The sequence below is a fragment of the Flavobacterium ginsengisoli genome (assembly GCF_029625315.1).
GTDB lineage: Bacteria > Bacteroidota > Bacteroidia > Flavobacteriales > Flavobacteriaceae > Flavobacterium > Flavobacterium ginsengisoli.
Map to the genome: position 1 here is coordinate 253,465 of NZ_CP121110.1, position 25,486 is coordinate 278,950.

At 34.5% G+C, this 25,486-nt stretch carries 28 protein-coding genes and 1 pseudogene; 13 read left to right on the top strand and 16 right to left on the bottom strand.

Annotation, left to right across the window (positions count from 1 at the left end):
• Positions 1-324: 324 nt before the first annotated feature.
• Positions 325-693, top strand: coding sequence for a SpoIIAA family protein (locus P5P87_RS01155; protein WP_198857425.1), 369 nt, complete (start codon positions 325-327; stop codon positions 691-693).
• Positions 694-766: 73 nt separating this feature from the next.
• Here the strand turns inward: P5P87_RS01155 and P5P87_RS01160 are convergent, their stop codons facing one another.
• From P5P87_RS01160 to P5P87_RS01170, 3 genes are read right to left on the bottom strand one after another with little or no spacing between them, the layout of a single operon-like run.
• The gene (locus P5P87_RS01160; protein ID WP_278021231.1) at positions 767-1,039 is read right to left on the bottom strand and encodes a PrgI family protein; all 273 of its coding nucleotides are present in this window, start codon (positions 1,037-1,039) and stop codon (positions 767-769) included.
• A 46-nt stretch (positions 1,040-1,085) separates the two neighbouring features.
• A complete protein-coding gene (locus tag P5P87_RS01165) occupies positions 1,086-1,484 on the bottom strand; it encodes a hypothetical protein (RefSeq protein ID WP_198857423.1) in 399 nt (132 codons plus the stop codon).
• A 33-nt stretch (positions 1,485-1,517) separates the two neighbouring features.
• Positions 1,518-2,000 carry a hypothetical protein gene (locus P5P87_RS01170; protein ID WP_278021232.1) on the bottom strand — a complete coding sequence of 161 codons (483 nt, stop codon included), beginning with the start codon at positions 1,998-2,000 and terminating at the stop codon, positions 1,518-1,520.
• Positions 2,001-2,345: 345 nt separating this feature from the next.
• Between P5P87_RS01170 and P5P87_RS01175 the strand changes: the two genes are divergently transcribed.
• On the top strand, positions 2,346-2,819 hold the full coding sequence (locus P5P87_RS01175) for a CinA family protein (protein WP_278021233.1): 474 nt from the start codon (positions 2,346-2,348) through the stop codon (positions 2,817-2,819).
• Positions 2,820-3,208: 389 nt separating this feature from the next.
• Positions 3,209-3,670, top strand: coding sequence for an IS200/IS605 family transposase (gene tnpA / locus P5P87_RS01180; protein WP_198857420.1), 462 nt, complete (start codon positions 3,209-3,211; stop codon positions 3,668-3,670).
• Positions 3,671-3,746: 76 nt separating this feature from the next.
• On the opposite strand, the gene P5P87_RS01185 is transcribed toward tnpA, so the two are convergent.
• Positions 3,747-4,661 (bottom strand): DsbA family protein, encoded by a 915-nt coding sequence (locus tag P5P87_RS01185; protein WP_278021234.1) that lies wholly within the window; start codon positions 4,659-4,661, stop codon positions 3,747-3,749.
• Positions 4,662-4,941: 280 nt separating this feature from the next.
• Here P5P87_RS01185 and P5P87_RS01190 point away from each other — a divergent pair, with 280 nt between their 5' ends.
• From P5P87_RS01190 to P5P87_RS01210, 5 genes are all read left to right on the top strand, one after another.
• A complete protein-coding gene (locus P5P87_RS01190) occupies positions 4,942-5,640 on the top strand; it encodes an SMI1/KNR4 family protein (protein ID WP_198857418.1) in 699 nt (232 codons plus the stop codon).
• Between the two features lie 31 nt (positions 5,641-5,671).
• The gene (locus P5P87_RS01195) at positions 5,672-7,021 is read left to right on the top strand and encodes a DUF6138 family protein (RefSeq protein WP_278021235.1); all 1,350 of its coding nucleotides are present in this window, start codon (positions 5,672-5,674) and stop codon (positions 7,019-7,021) included.
• A gap of 9 nt (positions 7,022-7,030) precedes the next feature.
• The gene (locus tag P5P87_RS01200; RefSeq protein WP_278021236.1) at positions 7,031-7,687 is read left to right on the top strand and encodes an Imm19 family immunity protein; all 657 of its coding nucleotides are present in this window, start codon (positions 7,031-7,033) and stop codon (positions 7,685-7,687) included.
• 111 nt (positions 7,688-7,798) lie between these two features.
• Entirely contained in the window at positions 7,799-8,275 is a 477-nt protein-coding gene (locus P5P87_RS01205) for a TlpA family protein disulfide reductase (protein WP_278021237.1), read from the top strand.
• 6 nt (positions 8,276-8,281) lie between these two features.
• The gene (locus tag P5P87_RS01210; RefSeq protein WP_278021238.1) at positions 8,282-8,896 is read left to right on the top strand and encodes a thioredoxin family protein; all 615 of its coding nucleotides are present in this window, start codon (positions 8,282-8,284) and stop codon (positions 8,894-8,896) included.
• 152 nt (positions 8,897-9,048) lie between these two features.
• Here the strand turns inward: P5P87_RS01210 and P5P87_RS01215 are convergent, their stop codons facing one another.
• The 4 genes from P5P87_RS01215 to P5P87_RS01230 all read right to left on the bottom strand — a co-directional run bounded on the left by P5P87_RS01215 (position 9,049) and on the right by P5P87_RS01230 (position 12,716).
• A complete protein-coding gene (locus tag P5P87_RS01215; RefSeq protein WP_278021239.1) occupies positions 9,049-10,278 on the bottom strand; it encodes a PQQ-dependent sugar dehydrogenase in 1,230 nt (409 codons plus the stop codon).
• 345 nt (positions 10,279-10,623) lie between these two features.
• Positions 10,624-10,917, bottom strand: coding sequence for a DUF3861 domain-containing protein (locus P5P87_RS01220; RefSeq protein ID WP_198857411.1), 294 nt, complete (start codon positions 10,915-10,917; stop codon positions 10,624-10,626).
• 24 nt (positions 10,918-10,941) lie between these two features.
• Positions 10,942-11,673 carry a LytR/AlgR family response regulator transcription factor gene (locus P5P87_RS01225; protein WP_278021240.1) on the bottom strand — a complete coding sequence of 244 codons (732 nt, stop codon included), beginning with the start codon at positions 11,671-11,673 and terminating at the stop codon, positions 10,942-10,944.
• Positions 11,670-12,716, bottom strand: coding sequence for a sensor histidine kinase (locus P5P87_RS01230; RefSeq protein ID WP_278021241.1), 1,047 nt, complete (start codon positions 12,714-12,716; stop codon positions 11,670-11,672). The genes P5P87_RS01225 and P5P87_RS01230 overlap by 4 nt, the downstream gene beginning before the upstream one ends.
• A gap of 266 nt (positions 12,717-12,982) precedes the next feature.
• Between P5P87_RS01230 and P5P87_RS01235 the strand changes: the two genes are divergently transcribed.
• From P5P87_RS01235 to P5P87_RS01255, 5 genes and pseudogenes are all read left to right on the top strand, one after another.
• Positions 12,983-13,312 (top strand): biotin/lipoyl-binding protein, encoded by a 330-nt coding sequence (locus P5P87_RS01235; RefSeq protein ID WP_278021242.1) that lies wholly within the window; start codon positions 12,983-12,985, stop codon positions 13,310-13,312.
• Complete coding sequence (locus tag P5P87_RS01240) at positions 13,275-14,138, top strand: efflux RND transporter periplasmic adaptor subunit (protein ID WP_278021243.1); 864 nt, start codon at positions 13,275-13,277, stop codon at positions 14,136-14,138. The genes P5P87_RS01235 and P5P87_RS01240 overlap by 38 nt, the downstream gene beginning before the upstream one ends.
• 5 nt (positions 14,139-14,143) lie before the next feature.
• Positions 14,144-17,316, top strand: a pseudogene (locus P5P87_RS01245) (efflux RND transporter permease subunit).
• Between the two features lie 18 nt (positions 17,317-17,334).
• Positions 17,335-18,675 (top strand): efflux transporter outer membrane subunit, encoded by a 1,341-nt coding sequence (locus tag P5P87_RS01250; protein WP_278021244.1) that lies wholly within the window; start codon positions 17,335-17,337, stop codon positions 18,673-18,675.
• 246 nt (positions 18,676-18,921) lie between these two features.
• Entirely contained in the window at positions 18,922-19,398 is a 477-nt protein-coding gene (locus tag P5P87_RS01255; RefSeq protein ID WP_278021245.1) for a hypothetical protein, read from the top strand.
• A 491-nt stretch (positions 19,399-19,889) separates the two neighbouring features.
• On the opposite strand, the gene P5P87_RS01260 is transcribed toward P5P87_RS01255, so the two are convergent.
• The 8 genes from P5P87_RS01260 to P5P87_RS01295 form a co-directional block, all read right to left on the bottom strand.
• A complete protein-coding gene (locus P5P87_RS01260) occupies positions 19,890-20,573 on the bottom strand; it encodes an MFS transporter (RefSeq protein WP_340696610.1) in 684 nt (227 codons plus the stop codon).
• Positions 20,482-20,898: an MFS transporter gene (locus P5P87_RS01265; protein ID WP_278021247.1), complete on the bottom strand. Its 417-nt coding sequence runs from the start codon at positions 20,896-20,898 to the stop codon at positions 20,482-20,484. The genes P5P87_RS01260 and P5P87_RS01265 overlap by 92 nt, the downstream gene beginning before the upstream one ends.
• Positions 20,861-21,196 carry a hypothetical protein gene (locus P5P87_RS01270; RefSeq protein WP_278021248.1) on the bottom strand — a complete coding sequence of 112 codons (336 nt, stop codon included), beginning with the start codon at positions 21,194-21,196 and terminating at the stop codon, positions 20,861-20,863. The genes P5P87_RS01265 and P5P87_RS01270 overlap by 38 nt, the downstream gene beginning before the upstream one ends.
• A gap of 140 nt (positions 21,197-21,336) precedes the next feature.
• Positions 21,337-21,780, bottom strand: coding sequence for a MaoC/PaaZ C-terminal domain-containing protein (locus P5P87_RS01275; protein ID WP_278021249.1), 444 nt, complete (start codon positions 21,778-21,780; stop codon positions 21,337-21,339).
• Between the two features lie 106 nt (positions 21,781-21,886).
• A complete protein-coding gene (locus P5P87_RS01280) occupies positions 21,887-22,960 on the bottom strand; it encodes a Gfo/Idh/MocA family protein (RefSeq protein WP_278021250.1) in 1,074 nt (357 codons plus the stop codon).
• 33 nt (positions 22,961-22,993) lie between these two features.
• Positions 22,994-23,581: an extracellular solute-binding protein gene (locus tag P5P87_RS01285; RefSeq protein ID WP_278021251.1), complete on the bottom strand. Its 588-nt coding sequence runs from the start codon at positions 23,579-23,581 to the stop codon at positions 22,994-22,996.
• Positions 23,574-24,251 (bottom strand): extracellular solute-binding protein, encoded by a 678-nt coding sequence (locus P5P87_RS01290; protein ID WP_278021252.1) that lies wholly within the window; start codon positions 24,249-24,251, stop codon positions 23,574-23,576. The genes P5P87_RS01285 and P5P87_RS01290 overlap by 8 nt, the downstream gene beginning before the upstream one ends.
• Positions 24,251-25,390: a CaiB/BaiF CoA transferase family protein gene (locus P5P87_RS01295; protein ID WP_278021253.1), complete on the bottom strand. Its 1,140-nt coding sequence runs from the start codon at positions 25,388-25,390 to the stop codon at positions 24,251-24,253. The genes P5P87_RS01290 and P5P87_RS01295 overlap by 1 nt, the downstream gene beginning before the upstream one ends.
• Between the last annotated feature and the right edge of the window lie 96 nt (positions 25,391-25,486).

Sequence of the window (25,486 nt, forward strand, 5' to 3'; positions counted from 1 at the left end):
TTTATGCACTGTATGCATTTTGTGTTAGATGCACTGGAGTGCATCTCTGCTTAAAAATTTACATGCTAAGCTTTTAAGGTTCTGAGCTTCTAAGATTTTATGTGCTGTATGCATTTTGCAGTAGATGCACAGCATTACATTTCTGCATAAAAAACTTAGAACCTTAGCATCTCAGAACCTTAGAACCTTAAAAAAATATAATAAACGAATAGTTAAATGTAAGTGTTATCTGATTGATAATGAGTATATTTGAGTTAGTGAAAAACACGCTGAAAATGTTTAAGAATAAAACGCTATTAAATAACTCAAAAAGTGTAAAAAATCATGATACATCAAATTGACACCACAGATAATATTGTTGCTTTTAGAGCATTGGCAGAAGTGACAAAAGAAGATTTTGTAACTGCTGTAACTCCAGCTGTTGAACATTTGGTAAAACAAATCAATGAAATTAATTTTTTGCTGGTTTTAGATACCGATATTAAAAATTTTACGCCGGGAGCTTGGTTGCAAGACGGACTTATGGGACTTAAGCATTTAGGAAAGTGGAATAGGGCCGCAATTGTTACAGATACAGAAGAAATTATCTCTTTTACAAACGGATTTAGTTATATAGTTCCAGGTGAGTTTCGTGGTTATAAAAAAATAGATTTCAATAAAGCATTAAATTGGGTCGAGGGAAATATTTCTTAATTCAATTGAATCAAAAAAGAGCGCTTATCTTAGATAAGCGCTCTTTTTTTTATGATAGTTTATTTATAAACGATTAGTGGTTGTATTCAATACCGCTGCTCGATTTAGCATCTATTTTATCTTTACTAACTTGATTGTATTTTTTATAGCAAGCTGATGCTAAAATTGGCAATGCAAGACTTCCTACAACAGCACTTGCTTTTTTGTGCCCCGTTTTTTTCAAAACTGCCGATGCCAAAAGAACACCAACACCAGCGCATACCATTTGTTTTACTGACAGATTTAACGGTTTACTTTCAGGTTTAATTCCGTGTAATAATGGGTCTATAAAATTTAAATTCTCCATGATGTCAACTTATTTTAATTATACTTACTTATTTAATTACTATTTTTTATTTTTTACTGTCGTCGCTGTCAGTTTCGCTTTCAATTTTTTCAATTTCAACCTTTTCTTTCTTTATAGCTTGGCGTAAAAGTGCAAAAAGGCTCATATAAGCATTTGCCATAAAAACCAGAGAAAACCCTGCCAAAATATACCCTCTCCAATCATTTAACAAAAGTTTATAATCGCAGATGATCAGAAAGGCAATTGTAACATAATGGCTAAAGCAATATTCACAGGTAAAGAGATAAAAGAACTTTCTGGATAAAATGTGTCTGTCATTTTTAGAATGCCTGACACACCATTCATGAGGCTCTCTAAAAATCTCCTCGTGTGTTACAGTCCAGCTAATACAGGCAATTGGAATTGCGAGAATAAAAAGCCAGACAATTTGATCAGCTAAAGTCATGATTAATGCATTACAATTTACGATATTTTTTCGTTATTCTCTCGGATGATTTTCTGGATAATGTTCTGCGTCAAAGTCATCTAAATTTTCATCTTTGTCAAAATCACTATCTTTTTCTACGTCATTTTCGTAATCTAAATCAGCATCATATTCATCATTTAAATCGTCTTGAGTTCCGTCATTCGTAATGTCATCATCTTCATTGACAATTCTTTCTTGATTCGGAATATTTTCTGCTTTAATATTGGTTTCAAAGTCTCCTTGTAAATGAGAAGGATCTTGAATAAACTCTTCATGATATTGATACGGATCTTCATCGCGAGCATAATCGTCATTATCTATAAGAGTGTTTTGTTCGTAATAATCAGGATCACTTTCGCCAAATTCTCGATTATCGTATTTTTTCAGAACTTGTTTAAACTCATCTTCATTAGAATAAGAACCGTCAACAAGCGTGTTTTGTTCGATATAATCAGGATCAAATTGACCATAATCATGGTTGTGTTGCTTTTCCATAATAGTGTTTTTTTGATTTGTTATTTTTCCAATATTGAATCTTCGCATAGAAGACTTGCTAATTCTTTACAGTTTTACTGTATTCACGTTCTACAACATTTCTGTTGATGTAATTTTTTTCGGCTTTAACTTTAATTATAGGCTTGTACTTCATAGCATTTTTTAAAATGCTGTAATTACAAATTTAACACGTAAATAGAAGGGAGGTTTTATAGAAAAAAGTATTATAGTTGCATAATTAACAGTTACTTATAATGTAAATATTGTAAGAAATTATGTAAGTTTACTATAAGAGAACAATTTACATTTGATATGAAATCAATGTGCAATTAAATTTGAATCAATATGGCATCAGAAAAGATAACGGCATGCTGTGAGGCTTTAATAGAAAAGAACTTAACGATAGCATTTGCAGAAAGCGCGTCTGCAGGCAAAATGTGTTATGAGTTTTCTACGGTTTTTAATTCTGGAAGAGTTCTAATAGGGGGAATTGTTTGTTATCATTCGTCTATGAAAGAAGATTTATTACAGATTCCGTGGGGGACAATTGAACAGCATAGTGCCGAATCTGCAGAAGTCACCAAGTTAATGGCGCAGAACTTTTACCGTTATGTTAATTCTGATATTTGTGTTGGATTAACAGGACTTACAACGCCAGGAGGAAGCGAAAGTGATTCAAAACCAGTAGGAACTATTTTTATACACATTATTTTTGGAGAAAAACAAATAGCCAAACGTTATGAATTTAAAGGAACGCCAGAAAACATTATAAACCAAGCAATAGATGTTGTGGCAGACTTGATTTTGAGAGAAATTTAATAAACCAATCAAACGTCCCTACGCGACGAAACTCGACAAAACATTTTTTTTGTCTACCGATGAGATGTTCCTAGCGGAACATTTTTGTTTTGAATTGATATTTTCTAGGTGTTGTTGCCGATTTGATTTTGAGAGAAATTTAATAAACCAATCAAACGTCCCTACGGGACGATGATCACACAAACATTTTTTTTCTACCGATGAGATGTTCCTAGCGGAACATTTTTTTTGTCCTAAACTAGTACTCTTTAGACTTTTGGGAGTCAAGCTAAACATATGCATTTTTAAAATTTGTATCATCAAAAGGTAAATGTTCCGTTAGGAACATCTCATCGGTAGAACTTTAAATGATTAATGTTTTTTCGTTCCAGAGGAACGTTTGGTTGGTAATGGCAAATACATACACACAATTGCATATACAATTTGTATTTGCAGTCAAATATAGAAAAGCATTAATTGCACAGGATTGGAAAGACAAATTGCATCAATATATTACGGGTATAATACAATCCAACAATCACAAAATGTTATGTGTTAATAGCATGCCAGATCATATACATATTTTTATAGGAATGCGTCCAACACAATCTATTTCTGCGCTAGTTCAAAATGTAAAGACAGAAACTAGTAAATGGATTAAAGAACAAAAACTGTCATCCGATTTTTCATGGCAAGAAGGTTATGGAGCTTTTTCATATTCAAGAAGTCACGTTCCGAATGTCATTCGATATATTCAAAATCAAGAACATCATCATAAAAAAGAAACTTTTTTAGAAGAATACCAGAAACAACTGAATGCTTTTGAAATAGAATATGATAAAGAGTATATCTTTAAGGAACTCCTTCAGTAATTCTAAAGATCATTTTAAAAAACGACACATTTCTTGCAATCAGATGTTTCAATGGAATATTCTTTCATTCATTTAATTACTTTTTAATATATAAAGAACCATTTTTAATCGTCTTTTTATTCAATAAACCTTGCTGATATAATTTCTCTAAAATAGAAGTAGCTTCAGAAGTCGATTTATCCAAAATAACAGCATATTCTTTTGGTGCTAATGTTGGAAAAATCTCAAACAGATTTAGCGGATTTTCATTTTTAATACTCTTCTTTTTTGCTTCAGGAAATAACGCTAATAAAGCATTTTCATAAGCATCATAAGGTTTAGAGCCGTAAACAGTTAGTTGATTATTATCTGCATTGGCTAAAAATAAAGTTGGAAAACCTCTTACGCCAAGAGTTTTTGCTAAATTTAAATCATCTTGAAAAAGTTCTTCGGCATCATCATAATCTGCTTTTAGTTTCGGAACATCTAGACCTGCGATTTTTGCGGCTTCTGCTATGTTTTCCCATTTGGCAATGTTCTTTTTATCTAGATAAAGTTTTTCGCGAAGAACACGCATAAAATTAACCGCTTTTTCTTTACTCTGCATTTGTCTTGCTTTCACAGCAATACAGGAAGGATAAGAAGAATCTAACGGATCTTCAATCCAAACATTTCCATCAATTGGCATTTCGTAATACAAACTAGCTTCATCCCAATGATGCGCCACATCAGAAGGTTTGCTTATTCCGCCGCTGTTATAGCTCCAATCTGGCAATAAACCGCCCATTCGATAATCAATTTCGAAATAATCGCCGTATTCTAGTTTTAGTTTTCTAAGCTGAGGTTCAATTCCCCAGCAAGAAGAACAAATTGGATCGGTATAGTAAATTATCTTTATAGGTTTATTTTCTGTCGGAATAGCTGTTTTGGCATTTGAACTTTCGCCAAGAGGCATTTCACACATTCCGCTTACAGGATCACATAATAACGGATTTGTTTTTTCTTCACTCATTTTAGTGCTGGTTTGTGATTGACAGCTTACACTGAAAATCGAGATTAATAGTATCGACAGTATTTTCATAATAGTTTTAAAAAGGACTCTCGGATTTATGAATATGTTGCAAAGTTGAGCTGAAAATCATAGCCAGTCAATTAGTCAAAAAAACATGACTAGAAAATACACCTTAATTTTCGGAAATTGCTTTTTCGGAAAAGTAGGATTATCACTATAAAGTAATTGCAGGCTTGTAATTAATTGTTTATTTTTGACTTCCTAAAAATAGAAGCCTAACATGAATTATATTCAAAAAATTAAACGCCTTTATAACCTGTCTGAAAATGAAAACTACGGATTTTCAGAAGATCAAATTCTCAACTTAGAGAAAACATTAAATGTAAATCTTCCTTCAAAACTCAAAGAATATTACTTAGAACTAGGAAATGAGGAAAACCTTAATTACTCCTTTAACAGACTTTTGAAACCTGAAAATGAAATTGGATTTTCTGATGATGATTTTTTGGTTTTTTATGAAGAAAATCAAAACGTAGCTTTTTGGGGAATTAAAAAGGAAGATCTATCACAGGATAATTCACCAGTATATGGTAATTACGACACAATAGAAAAATCGGATTGGGAGATTGAAACGGAGACAATAGAAGACTTTTTTTTGCTAATGGCTGTTTTCAACGGTACTTTGGGCGGACTTCAATTTAATGGAAATTACTTGGGAGAAATTGACCTGCAAATTGTAAAGTTTATAGAAGAGAATTATACGCTTGTTCCTAACATCAGCAGAGAAAATCAAAAAGTATATACGGATGATTTTTATGAGGTGATCAGTTTGTCATTCGATCAGGAAAACAATTGTACAGGAGCTTTTATCGGATCAAGCGATCAGGAACGATTTGATGCTGTTTTGGATAATATGTGCATAGATTGGTCCTATCTTTCTTATGATGATGAAGAATATGATGAGGAGGATGAAGAATAATCAAATTAAAAATGTGACAATAAAATAGAGAATGAGAGAATTAAATTATTTAGTAAAAATAGAAGGTAACGAAGCGCTTTTAGAAAAATTCATTGAAGCGATTGATAATAATACCGTTAAAATTGATAAAGCATATCCGAATCCGTATCTATTAGATTCGGGAGAAAAATTTCTGTTATCTCCCATAATTGAATATTTTTTCCAGACGAGACCTTTTTCAAAAGAGTTTTATATTTCGTTTGTTGAAAAACTTAGAAAACTTAACGGATTCGATAGCTACCGTTATACATTAGGGTTGCAAGCTGAAGAATTGGTTTTTAATAGTTTTGAAAGAGTAAAAAAAGGTAAATACAAGATTTTTATACCCAAAACAAAAGAAGAACTTCCGAAACCTATATTGACAGAAGAACAAAAAGAACTTCTGAGCTTTATATGTTATATTGCTGTTTCTCATATAAAATACGGACCAAGTTATGCCACAGTTACGGCAAATGAATATTTTGATGTGGTAACTGAATTAGGTTCTGATGAAGTAGAACAACTTAAAAAGCACGGAACAGGAAAGCTTTCAAAAGAACTGACAGAATACAAAGACAAAGATTTTGTGGGTAAAGCAAATGATGTTTTTGCTAAAATAAGTCTTAAACTGATTACCGAAACAGAAGAAAGTTATGCAAAAGCACTAAACTTCGTTAACAATCTTCTAAAATCTGATTTTCCTAAAAGCTTTGAAATTAGTTTTTCATCCAAAACAAAAGAATTACTTCCTGTAAAAGGACTTCCAAAATGCGGACAGAATTATTTTTTTGCTGGAGCGGTAAAATATCCAAATCTGCATAATGGTATTTTAGAATATATTGCTCTTACAAAAAAGAAATACGAATGGTACACCAATCTTGAAGCTGAAAATTGTGCTATGCCTTCAACTTTTGCTGTTTTTGCTTTAGGATTACAAGATGAAAAATATTTTGATACGCTGATCGATTATTATCAAACAATAGATGGGGAACATCAGTCTATTCAACAGAAATTTACACCAGTGTTTCTGGAGAAATTCGGAATAAACGAAAAATCAATAAAAGTTTATATCAATGCTGTTTTATCCATGCAAGAACATCCGCATAATAAGGTTTTCACATCTTATTTTATAAGTGAAAATAGCTTGAAGTTATTATTGGATAGTAAAGAGAATTTTGTTTCGTATTATTTTACAGAAGAAGATTTAAAAGAATATTCAGAAAGTGGCACTAATGTTCAGGAAATGGCAGATTATTGCTGGGAAAGTGTAATGTATACTACGTTTGGACAAAGCAAAGGTTTTACTAAAATTAGTAAACAGCTTACGGATTCAGAAAGAGAAATCTTTGAAAAACTTTTGTAATGATTAGTTATGAATAGACAAATAGAAATCGAAGAGCTTAGTCAAAATACCTTTTTCTGGAAGTATTATTTCTGTTGGTCAAGAGGCTATGATGAAAAAGAAGAAATAAATATTGATGAAGCTCTTGAAATTGTGGAAACTAATGAAACTGAAGCTCATGAATGGGAATGGAAGTTTTTTAATCAAAATGATATAGAAGAAAATCCTAGATATGTTGCGGGCAAAATAAATGATGATTTGAATTACGCTGTTGAATTTGCCGAATATGAAATCAATTTTTTTCTTAATGATATTTACATCGGTAATTTAGGAGGACATTTTGAATCTTGGTTTTTTACTTTGGATGAATTATTGGCTTTTGAAAAATATTCTAATCTATTTCTTCTTTTTCTTCCAATGGTGGGAATACAAGAAAATGAAAAAGCTGTTTTAAAACCCATAATTGTAAAACATTTAAACGCAATTCCAAAGTTTGAAGCACATTCAGAATATATCTCAGACTGTATTTTAAATGGATTAGTAATGCAATCTCCTTTTGTAGAAATAAAAGATATCGGATTGACAAATATCGAAAATCATAGTGTAAGAAACATAACAGATTATCCGCGCTACAAAGAAGATGTGACGAAATTGAATAAGATTCTGAAAAACAACTTAGTCCCTTAGAATCTTAGTCGCTTAGCGACTTAAAACACTCATTAAACTTTCATTAACAAAAACTAATTTATCATTATTTTATATTTGTAGGAAACAAATTAATTCTAAAGCATTCTTCTCATGAAAATAAAGCCTTTTTTTTATCTATTTTTATTCGGTATTATTTCAGTTTCAGCTTATAGTCAGAATGTGAAACTGATAAATATTAATCAGCTTAATGAGAGAATCAAAAATGGGAAAGACAGTACGTATGTCGTTAACTTTTGGGCGACTTGGTGTGCGCCTTGTATAAAAGAACTGCCACATTTTGAGAAATTAGGAGCAGAGTACAAATCAGAAAAATTGGCTGTTTTATTAGTAAGTCTAGATTTTAAATCGAAACTAACTTCAAATGTGGTTCCGTTTGTAAAAAGGAAAAATCTAAAGAATGAAGTCTTTCTCTTAAACGAAAGTAATCCACAAGAATTTATTGATAGAATAGATCCAAGTTGGTCTGGAAGTATTCCAGCAACACTTTTTATTAAAAATGATAAACGAAAATTTGTCGAAAGTGAATTTACCTACGAACAATTATTAACTGAATATAAAAAACTGTAAACCATTATGAAAAAAATAATCTTATTACTAGCATTAGCATTTTCTGCTTTTCTTTCGCATGCACAAAGTGGCGTAACACTAAAAGCAGGCGACGCAGCACCAGATTTCAAACTGAAAAACGTGGACAATAAAGACGTTTCTTTTGGAACTTTTAAAGATGCAAAAGGATATATTGTTGTTTTTACTTGCAATACTTGTCCTTACGCAGTAGGATACGAGCAAAGAATTATCGATTTGGATAAAAAATTCAAACCGCAAGGGTATCCTGTAATTGCAATTAATCCAAACGATCCTGAAGCTTCTACAGCAGATACTTTTGCTAAAATGCAAGATTTGGCAAAAGACAAGAAATATCCTTTCCCATATTTATTTGATCCGGGACAAAAAATTACCGATGAATATGGAGCAAAACGTACGCCTCACATCTTTATCGTTTCTAAAACGGCAAAAGGAAATGTTGTAGAATACGTAGGAGCAATCGATAATGATCCAGAAGGAAATAATCCGCAAAAAACAAAATATGCAGAAGATGTAATCGCATCATTAAAAAGCGGACAAAAACCAGCAATTACACAAACTAAAGAAATTGGCTGTACAGTAAAAAGAAAAGCTAAAGCTTAATTGTTTTGTTTCAGGTTTCAAGTTTCAAGTTTCATGTTTTATTCCGTTGCGTTTAACTTGGAACCTGAAACCTGAAACCTGAAACAAAAAAATAATAAAATACAAACGCCCCATATTTGGGGCGTTTCTTTTGGCATGTATAATGAACAAGTTTACTTTTTATCTATTCTATAAAGTCTTCCTTGATCGGTAACGGCGTATAATGCTTCATCTTTTCCTTGAGTAATATCTCTAAATCTTTGTCCTTCTCCAGCCAATAATCTTTCTTCTCCAGCTACTTTATTGTCTTTAAAAGCTAAACGCACAATATGCATACCGCTCAAAGCACCAATAAAAAGATTATTTTGCCATTCGGGAACTCGGTTTCCAGCGTAGAAAGTCATACCACTTGGTGACACTACAGGATCCCAGTAATAGACAGGCTGTTCCATTCCAGTTTGTTGCGTAATTCCTTCTCCAATTTTCGTACCACTATATTCGATTCCGTAAGTAATTGTTGGCCAGCCGTAATTTGCTCCGCCTGTAATTCTATTAATTTCGTCACCACCTCTTGGGCCATGTTCACTTTGCCATAATTCGCCCGTAGTTGGATGAATTGCCAATCCCTGCGGATTTCTGTGTCCAATGCTATAAAGTTCTGGTAAAGCTCCCGTTTGTGTAAAAGAAGGATTTCCAGGCGCTGCTTGTCCGCTTGTTGTAATGCGAACAACTTTACCCAAACTGCTGGTAACAGATTGTGCTAAAGGACGCGTTTCTAATACAGATCTTTCACCAATGCTTACAAAGAGATTTCCTGTTTTGTCAAATAAAACTCGGCCTCCGTAGTGTAATGTGCTAGCGTTTGGTGTATTTGAACGATAAATAACCGTTACATTTTCGATAGCTGTTTCGTTGTCTGAAATTCTACCTTTCGCGACAGCGGTAATATTTCCGCCAGCAACAACTTCAGAAAAAGCCCAATAAATCATTCGGTTAGTAGCATATGCAGGATCTAGGCAAATTCCTAATAAGCCACCTTGGCTATCAGGATTAACAGCAGGAACGCCAGTCAAGGCATTGCTAATAACTCCAGCTTGAGTTACAATTTTTATTTTTCCTGCCTTTTCGGTTACCAAAAGACGTCCGTCAGGAAGATAGGCAACTCCCCAAGGAGCGCTTAAGCCGTTGGTAATTATTTTAGATTCAACTTCGGTGGTAGTCTGAATGCTTCCTGCGCGTGTTTGTCCTGAGAATGCGGGCTGATAAGTGGTGTTTGCCGTTCCTGTTTCTACAGGTGGTCCTGTCGGTCCTGGATCTGTGCCTCCTTCAGTATTGTCGTTATTAGAACAGCTACTCAAAGCTAGAAATCCAGCAAGAAGAAATATACTTTTTTGAATAATCATAATGCTTTCGTTTTAATGGTTAAAATTAAATTTTTGCATTATCGAACATTTCTAGAAAGAATAGAGATTCATTAAAAATCGAAATGGTTAATTTCGAGCGAATACTCCGTTTTATTTTCAATTAAGAATGCCTAAATGCTGACGCCATTTTTTATGAAGCAGATGAATTTCAAAAAACAGAAATTAAACTTCTTTTGGAAAGCATTTAGTGGGACATGCCTTATTGGAACGGAAAATTGTTACAAAATATTGCCACAAAACAAGGGTTTGTTCTTTTCTTAGCAGAAATTTAACGTTCTAAAATTCAAGAAGTATTAAGCTGAGGTCTTGCCTTTAAAGGTATTTTTAAAGGCTTTTTAGTTTTTTCATGAAGACTGGAAAAACTTCATTTAGTTCGTCAAAAAGAGGGTTTTTGCGATTTTTTATTTTGATTTCGCTGAATAATTTTAATCCTAAAGCAAACTGAACAGCTTCAGATTCGTTTGCGAAAATGTTTTTAGACTTTATTCTTTCGATAATTCCAAAGATTTCATCGTGATTGTCAAATTCTATTCCGAGTTCTTTTGCTGGTTCGGTTTCACCGTTTGCATATTCCTTAAGGCTTAATGTTAAGTAATATTTGTTTGATCTTTTTTCCATGATTTTGTAATTCTTATTCTAATTTTATTTCAGCCATTTATCGACTAATGTCTTAAAGGCTTCTTTATATTGTTCGCCAACCGTTATTTCTATTTTATCAATAAAAATAGAGTTTTTACTAATGGCGCTTATTTTATCTAATGAGACAATGAAAGAACGATGTACGCGCATGAATTTTGAAGAAGGAAGTTTTTCTTCTAAAGCTTTAAGCGAAATAAGTGACAGCAAGGCTTTCTGAGAATCTTCAAGATGTACTTTTACATAATCTTTTAAACTTTCTATGTACGTAATATCTTTTAAAGAAATTCTAACCCATTGGTATTCTACTTTCAAAAAGATAAATTCATCATCTGCTGTAATAGTATTAAAGTTATTATTGGCTTCTTCGGATAATTGTAAAACCTTGCTCGAAGCACGGAGGAATTCTTCATAACTAAAAGGTTTCAAAAGATAATCTACCGCATTAACTTTATAACCTTCAATTGCATAATGATTGTACGCCGTAGTAAAAATAATTTTTGGCAAAGGTCCAGGCTGATCTTGTATTAATCTTGCCAATTCCATTCCGCTTAAATTAGGCATATTAATGTCTAAAAAAACAAGATCTGGTTTTGTTTCCCTGATAAGCCCCATTGCATCGACAGCATTGTCGCAGGTCGTAATTAATTCTAAAAACGGAGTCTGCTCTATAAAGGTTTCTACCAGTCTTAAAGCCAATGGTTCGTCATCTACTGCTATACATTTTATTACTGTCATTGCTCTAAATTTATCTTCAATTTAATTTTATATGTTCCGTGATCGGTAACTCCAAAAGAAATAAAATGCTGATTCGGATAAATCAATTGCAGTCTTCGTTTGGTGTTGGTCAAGCCAATTCCGCCTACATCAGAAACTGCTGTTTTTTCAAAATAAGTATTTTCAACTTCAAATTCGAGCTCGCTTCCATTTTGTGTAAGCTTAATGTAAATCTCACTTTTATCGGTGGCATGAACACCATGTTTAAAAGCATTTTCTACTAAAGGTAGTAATAACATCGGAACAATTGGGTAATCATGTATTTTTTCAGGAATATCTGTTGTAATAGTCAATTTGCTGTTGGCACGAAGTTTCATTAATGCAATGAAATCTCTCATAAATTCAGCTTCTTTTAGCAACGTAGTTTTTTCTTCTGTGCTGTAAAGCAAATAACGCATCATACGGCTCAAAGTGTGAAGCGCATTTCTAGAATCTTCAATATCGGTGTAAGTAAGTGAATAAATGCTATTAAGCGAGTTAAAGAAAAAATGCGGATTGATTTGTGCCTTAAGCATAGCTAGTTCCGCGGCCGTTTTATCTTGTTCTAATTTTTGCTTATGCTGAGTCGCTTTTTGCCAATATTGCAACATGGCCCAGCTTGTGCTTATTCCTAAAACAAGCAAACTAAGCATTAAAACGTAATTGTCAAAATAAGGATTTTTGTATTTTTTGAATCCTAGAATCAAACTTATTTTGGTGTGAAGATCGGTTTGTGAAGTATAAAAATATGCAATAACCTGCATGACAAAAATCGTAATAAAAGCCCAAACTAGAAATGGAGAAGTATTGTCTTTAAAAATGGTTCTTGGAACTATAATTCTTGCATTCGAATAAAAAATGATGATCAGTAAAATCAATAAGACCATTTGCCAGAGCCAGAAGACACCAGGTAGTGTTACATTCCAAGTTAAAGGTATGTAAAACAGCATTATAAATCCTAATAATACCCAGCTCAGTATGTGTAATCCGGTAAATAAGTAAGGTCTGAAAAAGCTTGGTCCCATTGTAATTCTTGATATTTATGGACAATATTACATTTTATTCAAATACAATTTTTGGGTAATCGCTAAAACGGGATTTAGAGTCTCTAAAAAGCATTTTAGAGCCGATAAGACGAAAATTAAACGCTTGTTTAATATTTTAAATAAAACCATCGGTTCTCATCTTGCCTTTATCGATTGTCTCTTGCTGTTCGTCTATTTGAAAAATTTCGTATCTTATATTTTATTTCTTTTGTTCACATATAATCGATAATTACACATTTTTCACAATGACTAAGCAATCATTTTTAAGCATCCTCGCAGCATCACTTATTATCGCTTCTTGCGGTAAAAATGATAAATCGGCTCAAGCCGGAGGTGCGCCGCAGATTAAAGAATATAAGACTGTGACATTACAGCTAAAATCAGCGACACTAAACAGCGATTTTCCTGCTAGTATCCAAGGACAGCAAAATATAGAAATTCGCCCAAGAGTTGAAGGCTATATTGATAAAATTTTTGTTGATGAAGGTGCTGTAGTTAAAGCAGGACAGCCTTTATTTAAGATTAGCGCTCCAGAATATGAGCGAGCAAGTTCGTACTGCGACAGCAAGCATTAAAAGTGCTCAAGCAGAAGTTAGTTCGGCTAAATTGGCTGTGAATAAAGTAAAACCATTGGTTGAAAAAGGAATTATTAGCAAATATGATTTAGAGTCGGCTCAATATACTTATGAGTCAGCTTTGGCATCTCTAGCACAAGCAAATGCAGCTTTAGTAAATGCTAAAGTTAATTTAGGTTATACGACCGTTACAAGTCCGGTAAATGGAGTTGTAGGTTCAATTCCTTTCCGATTAGGAAGTTTGGTAAGTTCTAATACAGCCGAACCTTTAACAACAGTTTCAAGTATTGGTAATGTATACGCTTATTTTGCAATGAATGAAAAAGTACTGCTAAATTTTACTAAAGACGCAGGAGGTTCATTAAACCAAAAAATTAAAAGCATGCCAGATGTTTCTTTGGTACTTTCTGATGGTTCGACTTATGATCAAAAAGGAAAAATAGAAACCGTAAACGGATTAATTAATACAGAAACAGGTACTGTAAATTTTAGAGCTCGTTTCCCAAATCCAAAAGGAATTATCAGAAGCGGAAGCAGTACTACAGTGCAAATTCCGAACTACGTTAAAGACGCCATTATAATTCCTCAAAGTGCCACTTTCGAATTACAAGATAAAATGTTTGCAGTTGTTGTAGGAAAGGACAAAAAGACGACAAATGCTAATATCACAGTGTTGGACAACTCTGCAGGAAACTATTATGTGGTAACAAGCGGTTTAAAAGCTGGAGATGAAATTGTATTAGAAGGAGTAGCTTCATTGAAAGAAGGAACTGAAATTAAACCTAATAATCAAAGCCAAGAAGCAGTTTACGCCGATTTAAAATAAAAAAAATGTTTAAAAAATTTATACAAAGACCCGTACTCTCGACGGTAATATCTGTTATTATCGTCATCTTAGGTGTTTTAGGCCTAATTGAGTTACCGATTTCCCAATATCCGGATATCGCGCCACCAACTGTAAACGTTGCGGCAAGTTATACTGGAGCCAATGCAGATGTGGTACTTAAAAGTATCGTGATTCCGCTTGAGGAGCAGATTAATGGTGTAGAAAACATGACTTACATGACTTCTACAGCAACAAATGACGGAAATGCTTCGATCAAAGTTTTCTTTAAAGTAGGAACAAATCCTGATTTAGCAGCCGGTAAACGTTCAGAACAGGGTTTCTAGAGCAACCAGTTTATTGCCAGTGGAGGTAACTCAGGCTGGGGTTACAGTAACCAAAAGTCAGAGTAGTAACTTGTTGATTTTCTCTTTATATAGTGATGATAAAGCTTACGATCAGACGTTTCTTCAAAACTATGCAAAGATTAACCTTGTACCGCAAATTCAGCGTGTAGTTGGGGTTGGAGATGTAACGGTTTTTGGTGCCAAAGATTACTCGATGAGAATCTGGCTAAAACCAGACATAATGCAACAATATAAACTGATTCCAAGCGATATTTCGGCAGCTTTAGCAGAACAAAATATAGAAGCAGCACCAGGTAAATTTGGTGAAAACGGAAATCAGGCATTTCAATATGTAATTAAATACAAAGGACGTCTAACAAGTGCTCAGGAATTTGGGGACATTGTTATAAAATCTGTTGGAAATGGACAGATGTTAAGACTTAAAGATGTGGCCAAAGTTGAATTGGGATCTTTAAGTTATTCTTCAACGATTAAAACAAATGGAGTAGAATCGGCAGCAATGGCGATTAGCCAGACTCCTGGATCTAATGCTCGTGATGTAATTATCAATTCTAAAAAACTGATTGAAGAAGTCGCAAAAAGTTTCCCAAAAGGAATGAAGTACACTATTATGGTGGATGTTAACGAGAACTTGGATGCTTCTATTGAAAAAGTAATTCACACTTTGGTTGAAGCCTTTATATTGGTTTTCATCGTAGTATTTATTTTCCTTCAGGATTTTAGATCGACTTTAATTCCGGCAATTGCGGTTCCGGTTGCGATTGTGGGTACATTCTTCTTCCTGAATTTATTCGGATTTACGATCAACTTATTGACGCTTTTTGCAATGGTACTCGCCATTGGTATTGTGGTCGATGATGCGATTGTCGTCGTCGAGGCTGTTCACGCCAAACTCGACCACGGATATAAGTCGGCTAAAAAAGCGACTATTCACGCGATGGACGAGATTTCAGGAGCGATTATTTCGATTACCTTAGTAATGGCCGCGGTATTTATTCCAGTAACCTTTATTAACGGATCAACAGGGGTATTCTACAAACAGTTTGGTATTACACTGGCGGTTGCGATTATTCTTTCGGCAGTAAATGCCTTGACTTTGAGTCCGGCTTTATGTGCGCTTTTATTGAAACCACATGCTGATGATCACAAACATAAAAGTTATTTACAGCGTTTTTATACTTCATTTAACGTTGCATTCGACAATGTTACAGCACGATACAAACGTTCTGTAAGTTTCCTTTCTGCGAAAAAATGGATCGCATTGGCTTCAATTGTAATTGCTGGTGCTGCGTTGGTTTATATGATGAAAACTACGCCTTCTGCTTTCGTACCTTCGGAAGATCAAGGAACTGTTTTTGCTAATATTAGTTTGCCGCCATCAGCTTCTATGGAACGTTCGGATATTATTGCTAAAAGAGTAGATAGTATTGCGAAAACAATTCCAGGAGTTAAAAATACACTTCGTATTGTTGGACAGAACTTTACGGCAGGAGCAGGTAGTGCTTACAGTATGGTAATTGTAAAATTATATCCTTGGGATCAGCGTGATCTTAGTGTTGATGATGTAATTGGACAGCTTTTTGCTAAAACAAGTGGTATTCGTGAAGCAAGTATTTTCTTTATTTCTCCTCCAACTATCCAAGGTTTTGGACAAAGTGGTGGATTCGAATTCCAATTGCAGGATAAAGGAGGACACACGACTTCTGAATTTTATAAAGTGAATAATGAATTCTTAGCGAAATTATCTGAACGTCCAGAAATTCAATATGCGACAACGCCATTTAACCCTGGTTTTCCTCAGTATATGATGGATATTAATTTAGCGAAAGCGAAAGACGCAGGAGTTTCTGTAAATACGATTTTATCGACCATGCAAGGATATTACGGAGGATTGTATGCTTCGAATTTCAACAAATTCGGAAAACAATACCGTGTAATGGTTCAAGCAGCTCCAGAATTTAGAGCGAATACAGAAGGATTGAATAAAATTTTCGTTCGAAACAGCGCAGGAAACATGGCGCCAATTACCGAGTTTGTAAAAATGACTAGAGTTTTTGGACCAGAATCTATTTCGAGATTTAACTTATTTACATCAATTTCGATTACAGGAGCACCAAAACCAGGTTATAGTTCTGGAGATGCTATTAAAGCAATTCAAGAAGTGGCAGCGGAAAATCTTCCAGCAGGTTATGGATATGAATTTTCAGGTTTAACGCGTGAGGAATTAGCTTCAGGAAGCGAAACGATTTTTATTTTCCTTTTATGTTTGGTTTTCGTTTATTTCTTACTGAGCGCACAGTACGAAAGTTACATTTTACCATTTGCGGTATTATTATCGATTCCGTTTGGATTAGCAGGAGCGTATTTATTCTCGATTATTTTTAAATTAAATAGTAATATTTACCTACAAATTTCCTTAATCATGCTTATCGGACTTTTAGCGAAGAACGGTATCTTGATTGTCGAATTTGCTTTGGATAGAAGAAGAAAAGGACTTCCAATTGTACAAGCTCGCTATTGAAGGAGCAGTAGCGCGTTTACGTCCAATTCTGATGACTTCGTTTGCCTTTATTTTAGGATTAGTTCCGTTGATGTTTGCCAAAGGTGCAGGTGCTGTTGGTAATAAATCTATTGGTACTGGTGCCGTTGGTGGTATGTTAATCGGAACCATTTTAGGAGTATTTGTTATTCCGGTTCTGTTTATCATTTTCCAAAACTTGCAAGAAAGAATAAGTGGTCCAGCGAAAGATGGTTATGATGATGACGATGATGATGAAGACGAAATTCATTTAATAGAAGCTCACAAAGAGTAAAATTTAATTACAACAAAAATGACGAATAGTTCTAATAAATATATTTTACTGGTAATAACAGCCGCACTCATTAGTGCGTGCTCTGTTACCAAGAAATACGAACGTCCCACAACTTTAAAAACAGATCAATTGTATCGTGATCAGTCTACAACAGATTCGACTACAATTGCAGACATGCCTTGGAATACTGTTTTTAAAGATGAAAAATTAAATGCATTAATTCAAAAAGGTTTAGAACAGAACCTGAATTTGAAAAATGCAATTGAGAATATTGTTCAGGCAAGAGCTTCTCTGCGTCAGAGTAAATTGGCTTATTACCCAAGTTTGCAGTTAGATGCAAACGTAACGCATAACAAGCAATCTCAGGCAGGATTAAACTTTCCGGCAGGAATCAATATTAATACCTTAACTACAACTTACAAATTAGGTGTAAGCAGTTCTTGGGAAATTGATGTTTGGGGAAAATTAAGCAGTTCTAAAAGAGCGGCTTTGGCAACTTATTTAGCTTCTGATGCTGCAAAACAAGCTGTTCAAACACAGCTTATTGCTGATATTGCCAATAATTACTTCTTGCTATTATCGTATGATGAATCGTTAAAAATTACGGAAGAAACCTTAAAAAGCCGTATCGAAAACGTTGCAACCATTAAAGCTTTAAAAGAAGGAGCAATTGTAACTGGTGCAGCTGTTGTTCAGAGTGAGGCCAATCAGCACGCGGCTGAAGTTTTGATTCCAGATTTGAAACAAAGCATTCGTGAAACCGAAAATGCTTTAAATATTTTACTTGGACAAGGGCCTGGGCCAATTGATAGAGGTGTTTTGGGAACACAAATTATTCCTGAACAAATCGCAATCGGAATGCCAGCACAGTTATTGAATAATCGTCCTGATGTCCGTCAAGCGGAATTTAATTTCAGAGTCGCTTTTGAGTCGACTAATTTGGCTAAAACTTATTTTTACCCAAGTTTGACGCTTACAGCAAGTACTGGATTTTCAAATTTAGAGTTGAATGATTTCTTCAGCCACTCTATTTTTTATTCGATTATCGGAGGATTAACACAACCTTTATTTAATCATGGTTTAAATAAAATGAGATTGACTACAGCGCAGTCACAACAATTGCAAGCATACAACAATTTCCAACAAAGTCTTTTAGTAGCTGGTCAGGAAGTTTCAAATGCATTGTATGCGTACCAAATGGCTGTTGAAAAAGAAGATTCTAGAGCGAAACAAATTGCGGCTTTAGAAAAAGCAGTCGACTTTACACAAGAGCTTTTAGAATACAGTTCGGCAACTAACTATACAGATGTATTAACATCTCAACAAAATCTTTTAGCAACGACAATTAAACGGAGTTAATGATAACCTGCAAAAATTACAAGCTGTTATTAATTTGTACAGAGCGTTGGGTGGTGGTTGGAAATAATTGTTTATAATGATAAAAACCGTCTCAAAACCTGAGACGGTTTTTTGAAAAGTACGTCGTTTAAAAAACGCTCTCCGTCGATTAGTTTGATGATTTTGTATAATGAATGCTTGAATCGTGAATCTTTGGCATTACTTTCGATTAATATCTAATAAGATTAACATTTAAATTCTAAAGACATGAAAAAGTTTATATTCGCCTCAGTGCTTTTTATGAGTGCATTTTTTGCTCAAGCTCAGGTATCAGTAAATGTAAATATTGGTACACCTCCAAATTGGGGACCACAAGGTTACGACAACAGCAGATACTATTATTTGCCAGACATCGATGTATATTATGATGTAAATCAAAGCGTATTTATTTACGACAACAGCGGAAAATGGGTTCGTGAAAGAAGACTTCCGTCAAGATATAGAAGTTATGATTTGTATTCTGGTTATAAAGTAGTTTTGACAGATTATAGAGGAGATGCTCCGTACTATTATCACACAAAACACAGAACTGAATATCCGAAAGGTTACCACGGAAAACCTCAAAAAAATAGAGGAGAAAAACCAAAAGGTAACAACGGAAATCATTACGGAAACGATAAAGGAAAAAACAAAGAAAATAAGTCAGACAAAAACCACGATCACGGTAATGGCAAACACCATTAAATAAACATGACTAAAAGAAAACGCCTCCAATTGGAGGCGTTTTTGATTTTATACCATGAGTAAATAGAAAATATATCGTTTATATATTTCAAACATAGCCCGCGGTTTCAACCGCGGGAAACGTATTGTGTGTTTTGTCGCTCCTCCGTTGCTATAAATATGTCGCTCATCTAGAGCTTTTTTCTTGCGCTGGGAATTTTTGCTATAAATATTTCGCTCCTCTGGAGCTTTTGCATTTTAGTTGCTAATTCGTAGCTAAAATGAATTGCCTCCAGCTTTAGCTGGAGGTTACTAGATTCTACATTTATTGGCTTTAGCCAAACTAGGCGCAAAAGTTTGGCTAAAGCCTTTTATTTGGATAAACAAAAAACCTCCAGCTAAAGCTGGAGGCAATTGATATTTAAATTTTTTATTAAAATAAATTTGTGCTAATTCGTGAAATTAGTGGCTAAAAAAATCCTTTTTAATCCAAATAATCTGTGGCAAAAAAACTATTCAGAAACCGTTTTCACCTTATGGCCAAAAGCCCCAAAAGAAAGAATAATCAAGAAACAAACTAGCGGAATAATATATCCTGACTGAATATCATCGTGATTCATATCGATTAAAGTTCCCATTCCGTACGGAATAATAGCACCTCCAACGATCGACATTACTAACCAAGAAGAACCCGTTTCTGTATTTGATTTTAAGCCTTTAATTCCTAAAGAGAAAATGGTTGGGAACATAATTGACATAAAGAACCCAATTCCTCCAAGAGCGTAAATAACCACAATTCCAGAACCGTAAATTGCGACTAAACACAATAAAACACTCATTACGCAATAGATTGAAAGTAAAACATAATCTTTTACAAAACGTAAAAAGAAAGTTCCAATAAAACGTCCTGCCATAAAAAGGAAACCATAGATTCCTAAATAATATCCAGCCGTTTTTTCATCTAATCCAGCTCCTTGCTGTGCAATTCTGATAAAGAAACTTGTGATACAAACCTGCGCACCAACATAGAAAAATTGAGCTACAACACCCCAGCTTAAATGTCTGAATTTTAAAACAGAGAAAAATCCTGGTTTAATTTCAGCTTCAGCATGAGTCGCTTTCATTGAAGGTAATTGTACGAAATAAAATATAACAGCAACCAAAACTAAGATGCTCCCCAAAACAATATAAGGCATTTTTACAGAAGCAGACTTCGCCCAATAAATAAGCCGCTTTTTCGGCCTCAGGCATTGCCGCCATTTGTTCTTTTGTATGATTTGTTCCAGATAAGATAAATAGCGAACCTACAATAGGAGCTACCATTGCCGCTAATCCGTTGAAAGAAGCCGCTAAATTCAATCTTTTTGAAGAAGATTCTGCTGGCCCTAAAATCGCTGCGTATGGGTTTGCACTGGTTTCTAAAATCGTTAAACCGCATCCAATTACAAAAAGGGCAAATAAGAACAATTCGTAAGTTCTAGTATTAGTCGCTGGAACAAACAAAAATGCTCCTGCTCGCAAAAACTAATAATCCAGTAATGATACTGTTTTTATAACCAAATCTTTTAATCAGCATTCCAGCTGGAATCGCCATAATGAAGTAAGCAAAGAATACAGAAGTATCAATAAGAGTAGACTGGCGATTATTTAATTCGCACGCTTTTTTCAAGTGCGGAATTAAAACTGAATCTAAGTTGTGGGCCATTCCCCACAGAAAAAATAGGCATGTAACTAAAATAAAAGGCAAAAGGTACTGATTTCCTTTTCCGCCTTCTGTTGGCACTTCGTGTTGATCGCCAGCTTGGTTTGTAATTTGCATTTAGATAGTTTTTAGTTTTTAGTTTATTTTTTATAGGTTCTAAGGTTCTGAGATGCTGAGATTCTAAGTTTTTTTCTTTTGCCATAAAGGCATTAAGTTGATAAGTATTTAAAAACTTAGCACCTTAGAATCTTAGCATCTTAGAACCTTTTCTTCACAAGCAATAGATGATCACATACCAAAACGACTTCACCGCGTTGGTTAATGATTTCTACATGTTCGGTTACAGTTCCCATTTCTGGATTTTTGGCTTCGCCTTTTTCAGAAATAGTTACTTCAGAGTGAATAGTATCACCGATATGAACTGGTTTTACAAAACGCATTTTATCGTAACCTCTAGAAAAAGCTTCGGGGTTTATTTCAGATGCTGTTAATCCAATTCCGATCGCAAAAACCATGGTTCCGTGCGCAATTCTTTGTCCGAATGGCTGAGTTTTGCACCATTCTTCGTCCATGTGATGAGGAAAGAAATCTCCCGTGTGTCCGGCATGAACCACAAAATCGGTTTCTGTAATGGTTCTGCCTAAAGTTATTCGTTTGTCGTCGATTTGATAATCTTCGAAAAAAGTTGATTTAAAATACATAATTTATTCTTTTTATTCGCCAGCTCTTTCAAATAGATTTCAAAATCAGGTTTGTTTTGAAGAGGACTTAAATTTTGTTTTTTGGTTTTGAAATATAGTGTTTTAATTACACTTCATCAAAAGAAATTCCGCCGTTTTTGTTACTTTCATAACAAGCTTCTACAACTTTCATCGTCCCCAAAACATCTTGGACACTTGCAGACAATGTTGAGTCAGAACCTTCTTTGTAACGCATCAGATTAGACATTGCGCCAATAAAAGCTTCAGGAAACCACGAACCTTCCAATTTTACTTCTGTCCATTCGTATTCATTTTCATTATCTTTTTTGGGCAATGCATATTCAAAAACATCAGGAAGACCGTCAGGATAGTTCATTAACAAGCCCATTTTTGCTTTAACAGCGCCTTTTGTTCCTTCCCATTTGATGTAACTTTCTTCGTGTTTTGGACCAAAATGATGATCGTGATTCGTATTGATTACAACATGTTTATTTTCACCATAATCTAAAATAATTGTAGATCGGCTTGATGATAATTTTTTAAGCGGATGTTTGGCTGTTTTAGCATAAACACTTTTCGGATTTCCCAGAAAAGATCGAATGCAGTCAATATAATGCACGCTATGGAAAAGAATTTCCAATCTTGGATGTTCTTTTATTAAAGGAAACAATTCCCAAGGCGTATTTACGGTTACTTTGAATTCAAAATCGTATAATTCGCCAATAATTCCCTGATCGATTAAATATCTCGCAGCGCTTACAAAAGAGGCAAAACGCAGTTGGAAGTTGATTGCAGCTACGAGATTCTTTCTTTCGCAAACCGCTACAATTTCACGTGCTTGAGCTAAATCATTTCCCATTGGTTTCTGAATCAAAACTGCAGCGCCGTCAGGCAATTGTTCCAGAATTTCAATGTATTGATCAGGTAAAACGGTAATATCGTAAACAGCGTTTGAAGGCGCATTTTTTACTGCATCGGCAACACTTTCAAAAACATAATCGATTTTGAATTGTTTCTGTAAATCGTATGCTTTAGAAATCGTTCTGTTGGTAATACCAAAAACTTTAAAACCAGCCATTTCGTAAGCAGGAAGATGCGCATCTTTTACAATTCCGCTCGCTCCAATAATCACAATGGGCTGTTCTGTTTGGGGAAGTAAAGGTTTATAGGGAATATTCATTTGTTCTATATTTTGAAATTAAGCCTGCCAAGTTTAATTTTTGACAGAGCTGTGTAATGTTGTTCCTTGACTTAATTCTCTAATTTTTTTCTGAGTTTCTTCTAAAAGTATTTCAGATGGAATATCGGTTTCAATGGCTTTTAAAACAGTGCCATCAATAAGTTCGGCTACTTTTGGCCAGATTGGTGTTTGCGGCAGTGTTAATGCATTTTCATGAAGCATTTCCAGTTTATGATAAAACGGAATCAAAGTATTGATTTCTGCATCTTTCCAAGTCGATTTTCTGCATCCAATACCGCCTTCAGTAGTTAATAGTTTATCGCTTTCGGGAGTAGTGGCAAAACGTAGAAAATCGTAAGCCAGCTTTTGGTGTTTGCTTCCAGATCCAATCGTATACAACCAATATACATTTAAAGAAGCTGTTTTGTGACCAGGATCGGATGGGAGGGAAGTGATATCGATTTTTCCTTTCACTTTCGATTCTTCAATCACTTCTGCCATAGAAGCAAATCCGAACCAGTTGATAGCCATTGCCGCTTGTCCTTCGGCGAAAGCCAAACCTGCTTCAACCGAACCAAATTCTCTAGATTTTGGATGGACTGCAGTTGCATCATTAACCATTTTCCTGTAAAAATCCAATGCTTTTATTGCTCGCTTCGTTATGAATGTCAATCTGATTTTTGTTGTTTAATAAAGAACCACCGCGCGTCCATAATTGCAGACAGAAGTCAAAAACCATATTATGTCCGTCTGGATAATTGGCAAAAACAGCACCGTATAAATTTTGTTCGGGACGATTAAAAAATGTGGCTATTTCTGCGAATTCCTGCCAAGTTTTTGGAGTTGAAAGCTCGTAACCAAACTGTTTTTTAAAATTCTCTTTCTCTGTTTTGTTTTCGAATAAATCTTTTCGGTAAATCAGACATTCAGGCCCGTCGTGAAAAGGAAGTCCGAAAATACCGTTACTCAGCTTTTGTAAATGTAAAAGCGATTTATGCCATCCAAAAGGATAATTTTCTGGTGGATTTTCTCCAATTAATGAAAATAAATTAAGAACCGCATTTTCGTTTGCAGCGTCATAAATCCAATCGGTGTTAATATGGGCGATGTCCCATTTTCCTTCTTTTAGACCTTTTTCAGAAATGGTAGTTTCGTACAAATCATGAAGTTCTAAGGCAACCATTTCGGCTTCAATTTTTATATTATTTTGAAGTGAAAATGCATCCCATAATTTTCGAAGTGTACTTTCGAAAGGATCGAATTTACGAACGGCGATTCTAATTTTTTCCATTAACAGTCAATAAATTCTTTAATAATTTTTTCGTTATCCTGACCTAGTTTTGGCGACCCTTTTCCAGAAGTCAGATATTCGCCGTCGATTTTTATCGGACAGCGCGTTGTTTTATACGTATATCCATCCAACATTTCGACTTGCTGGGTAAAATTCAAAACTTTAAATCCGTCTTCAGCAAATAGTCGCTGATAGTTTAAAACTCCTGCACACCAAATGTCTGCAGGTTCTAAAATATCCAACCAAAACTGTGTTTCCTGCGTTTGCAAATGATCGGCAAGGATATTTTTTATGTCGTCTCTAAGTGTAAATTTATTTTCAGGGAAAGCCAATAAAGCATCACATTTTAGTAAAGAAGCCAAAAAAGGAATCGATCCCATTGCCAATGCTAAATAACCGTTTTTGGTTTTGTAAATGCCGTATGGAGCGCCCAAATAGGCGTGTGCGTTATTGGTTTTAGTTCGAACAGGCAATTCGCCTCCGTCATTAAAGAAAGTGGTAATCGTTTCAAACTGAAAATCAAATGCCGATTCTAGCATGCTGACTTGAATTTGTGCACCGATATTATGAGTTGCTTTTCGATATAAAGTCGCTAAAATTCCTTGCGCTAAATGCGCTCCGGCAAGCATATCAACAATCGACAATCCCATTGGAACTGGGCCATCTTCCTGATTGCCGCTTAACCACGTTAAAGCGGTTAAAGATTGTAAAAGCAAATCTTGTCCCGGTAAATCTTTCAAATCTGGATGTTCTCCAAACCCTGAAATTGACCCATAAATCACATTTGGGTTAATGTTTTTTACGTCGTCATAACTCAAACCAATGCGTTCCATAACTCCGGGTCTGAAATTATGCATCACAACATCGGCCTTGGCTAATATTTTTTTTAGTTTTTGAAGTTCCTCAGGCTGTTTAAAATCAATTGCAAAAGATTCTTTGTTTCTGTTGATGGTATGAAAAACAGACGATTCGCCGTTCATAATCAAATCAGAAGTATATAAAGTACGGCAGATATCTCCTGTTCCTGGTTTTTCAATTTTGATTACACGAGCACCCAAATCTGCTAGACGCAAACTCGCCGAAGGCCCCGAAAGAAACTGACTGAAATCTACAATTAAATAATCTTCTAATGGTTTCATTTTTTTATTCGTTTAACCGTTTAATCGGTTATTTGTTTAATCGTTTTCATTCAACAATTAAAATCTAATTTGATCTGCTGAAATCTTTTTAAATCT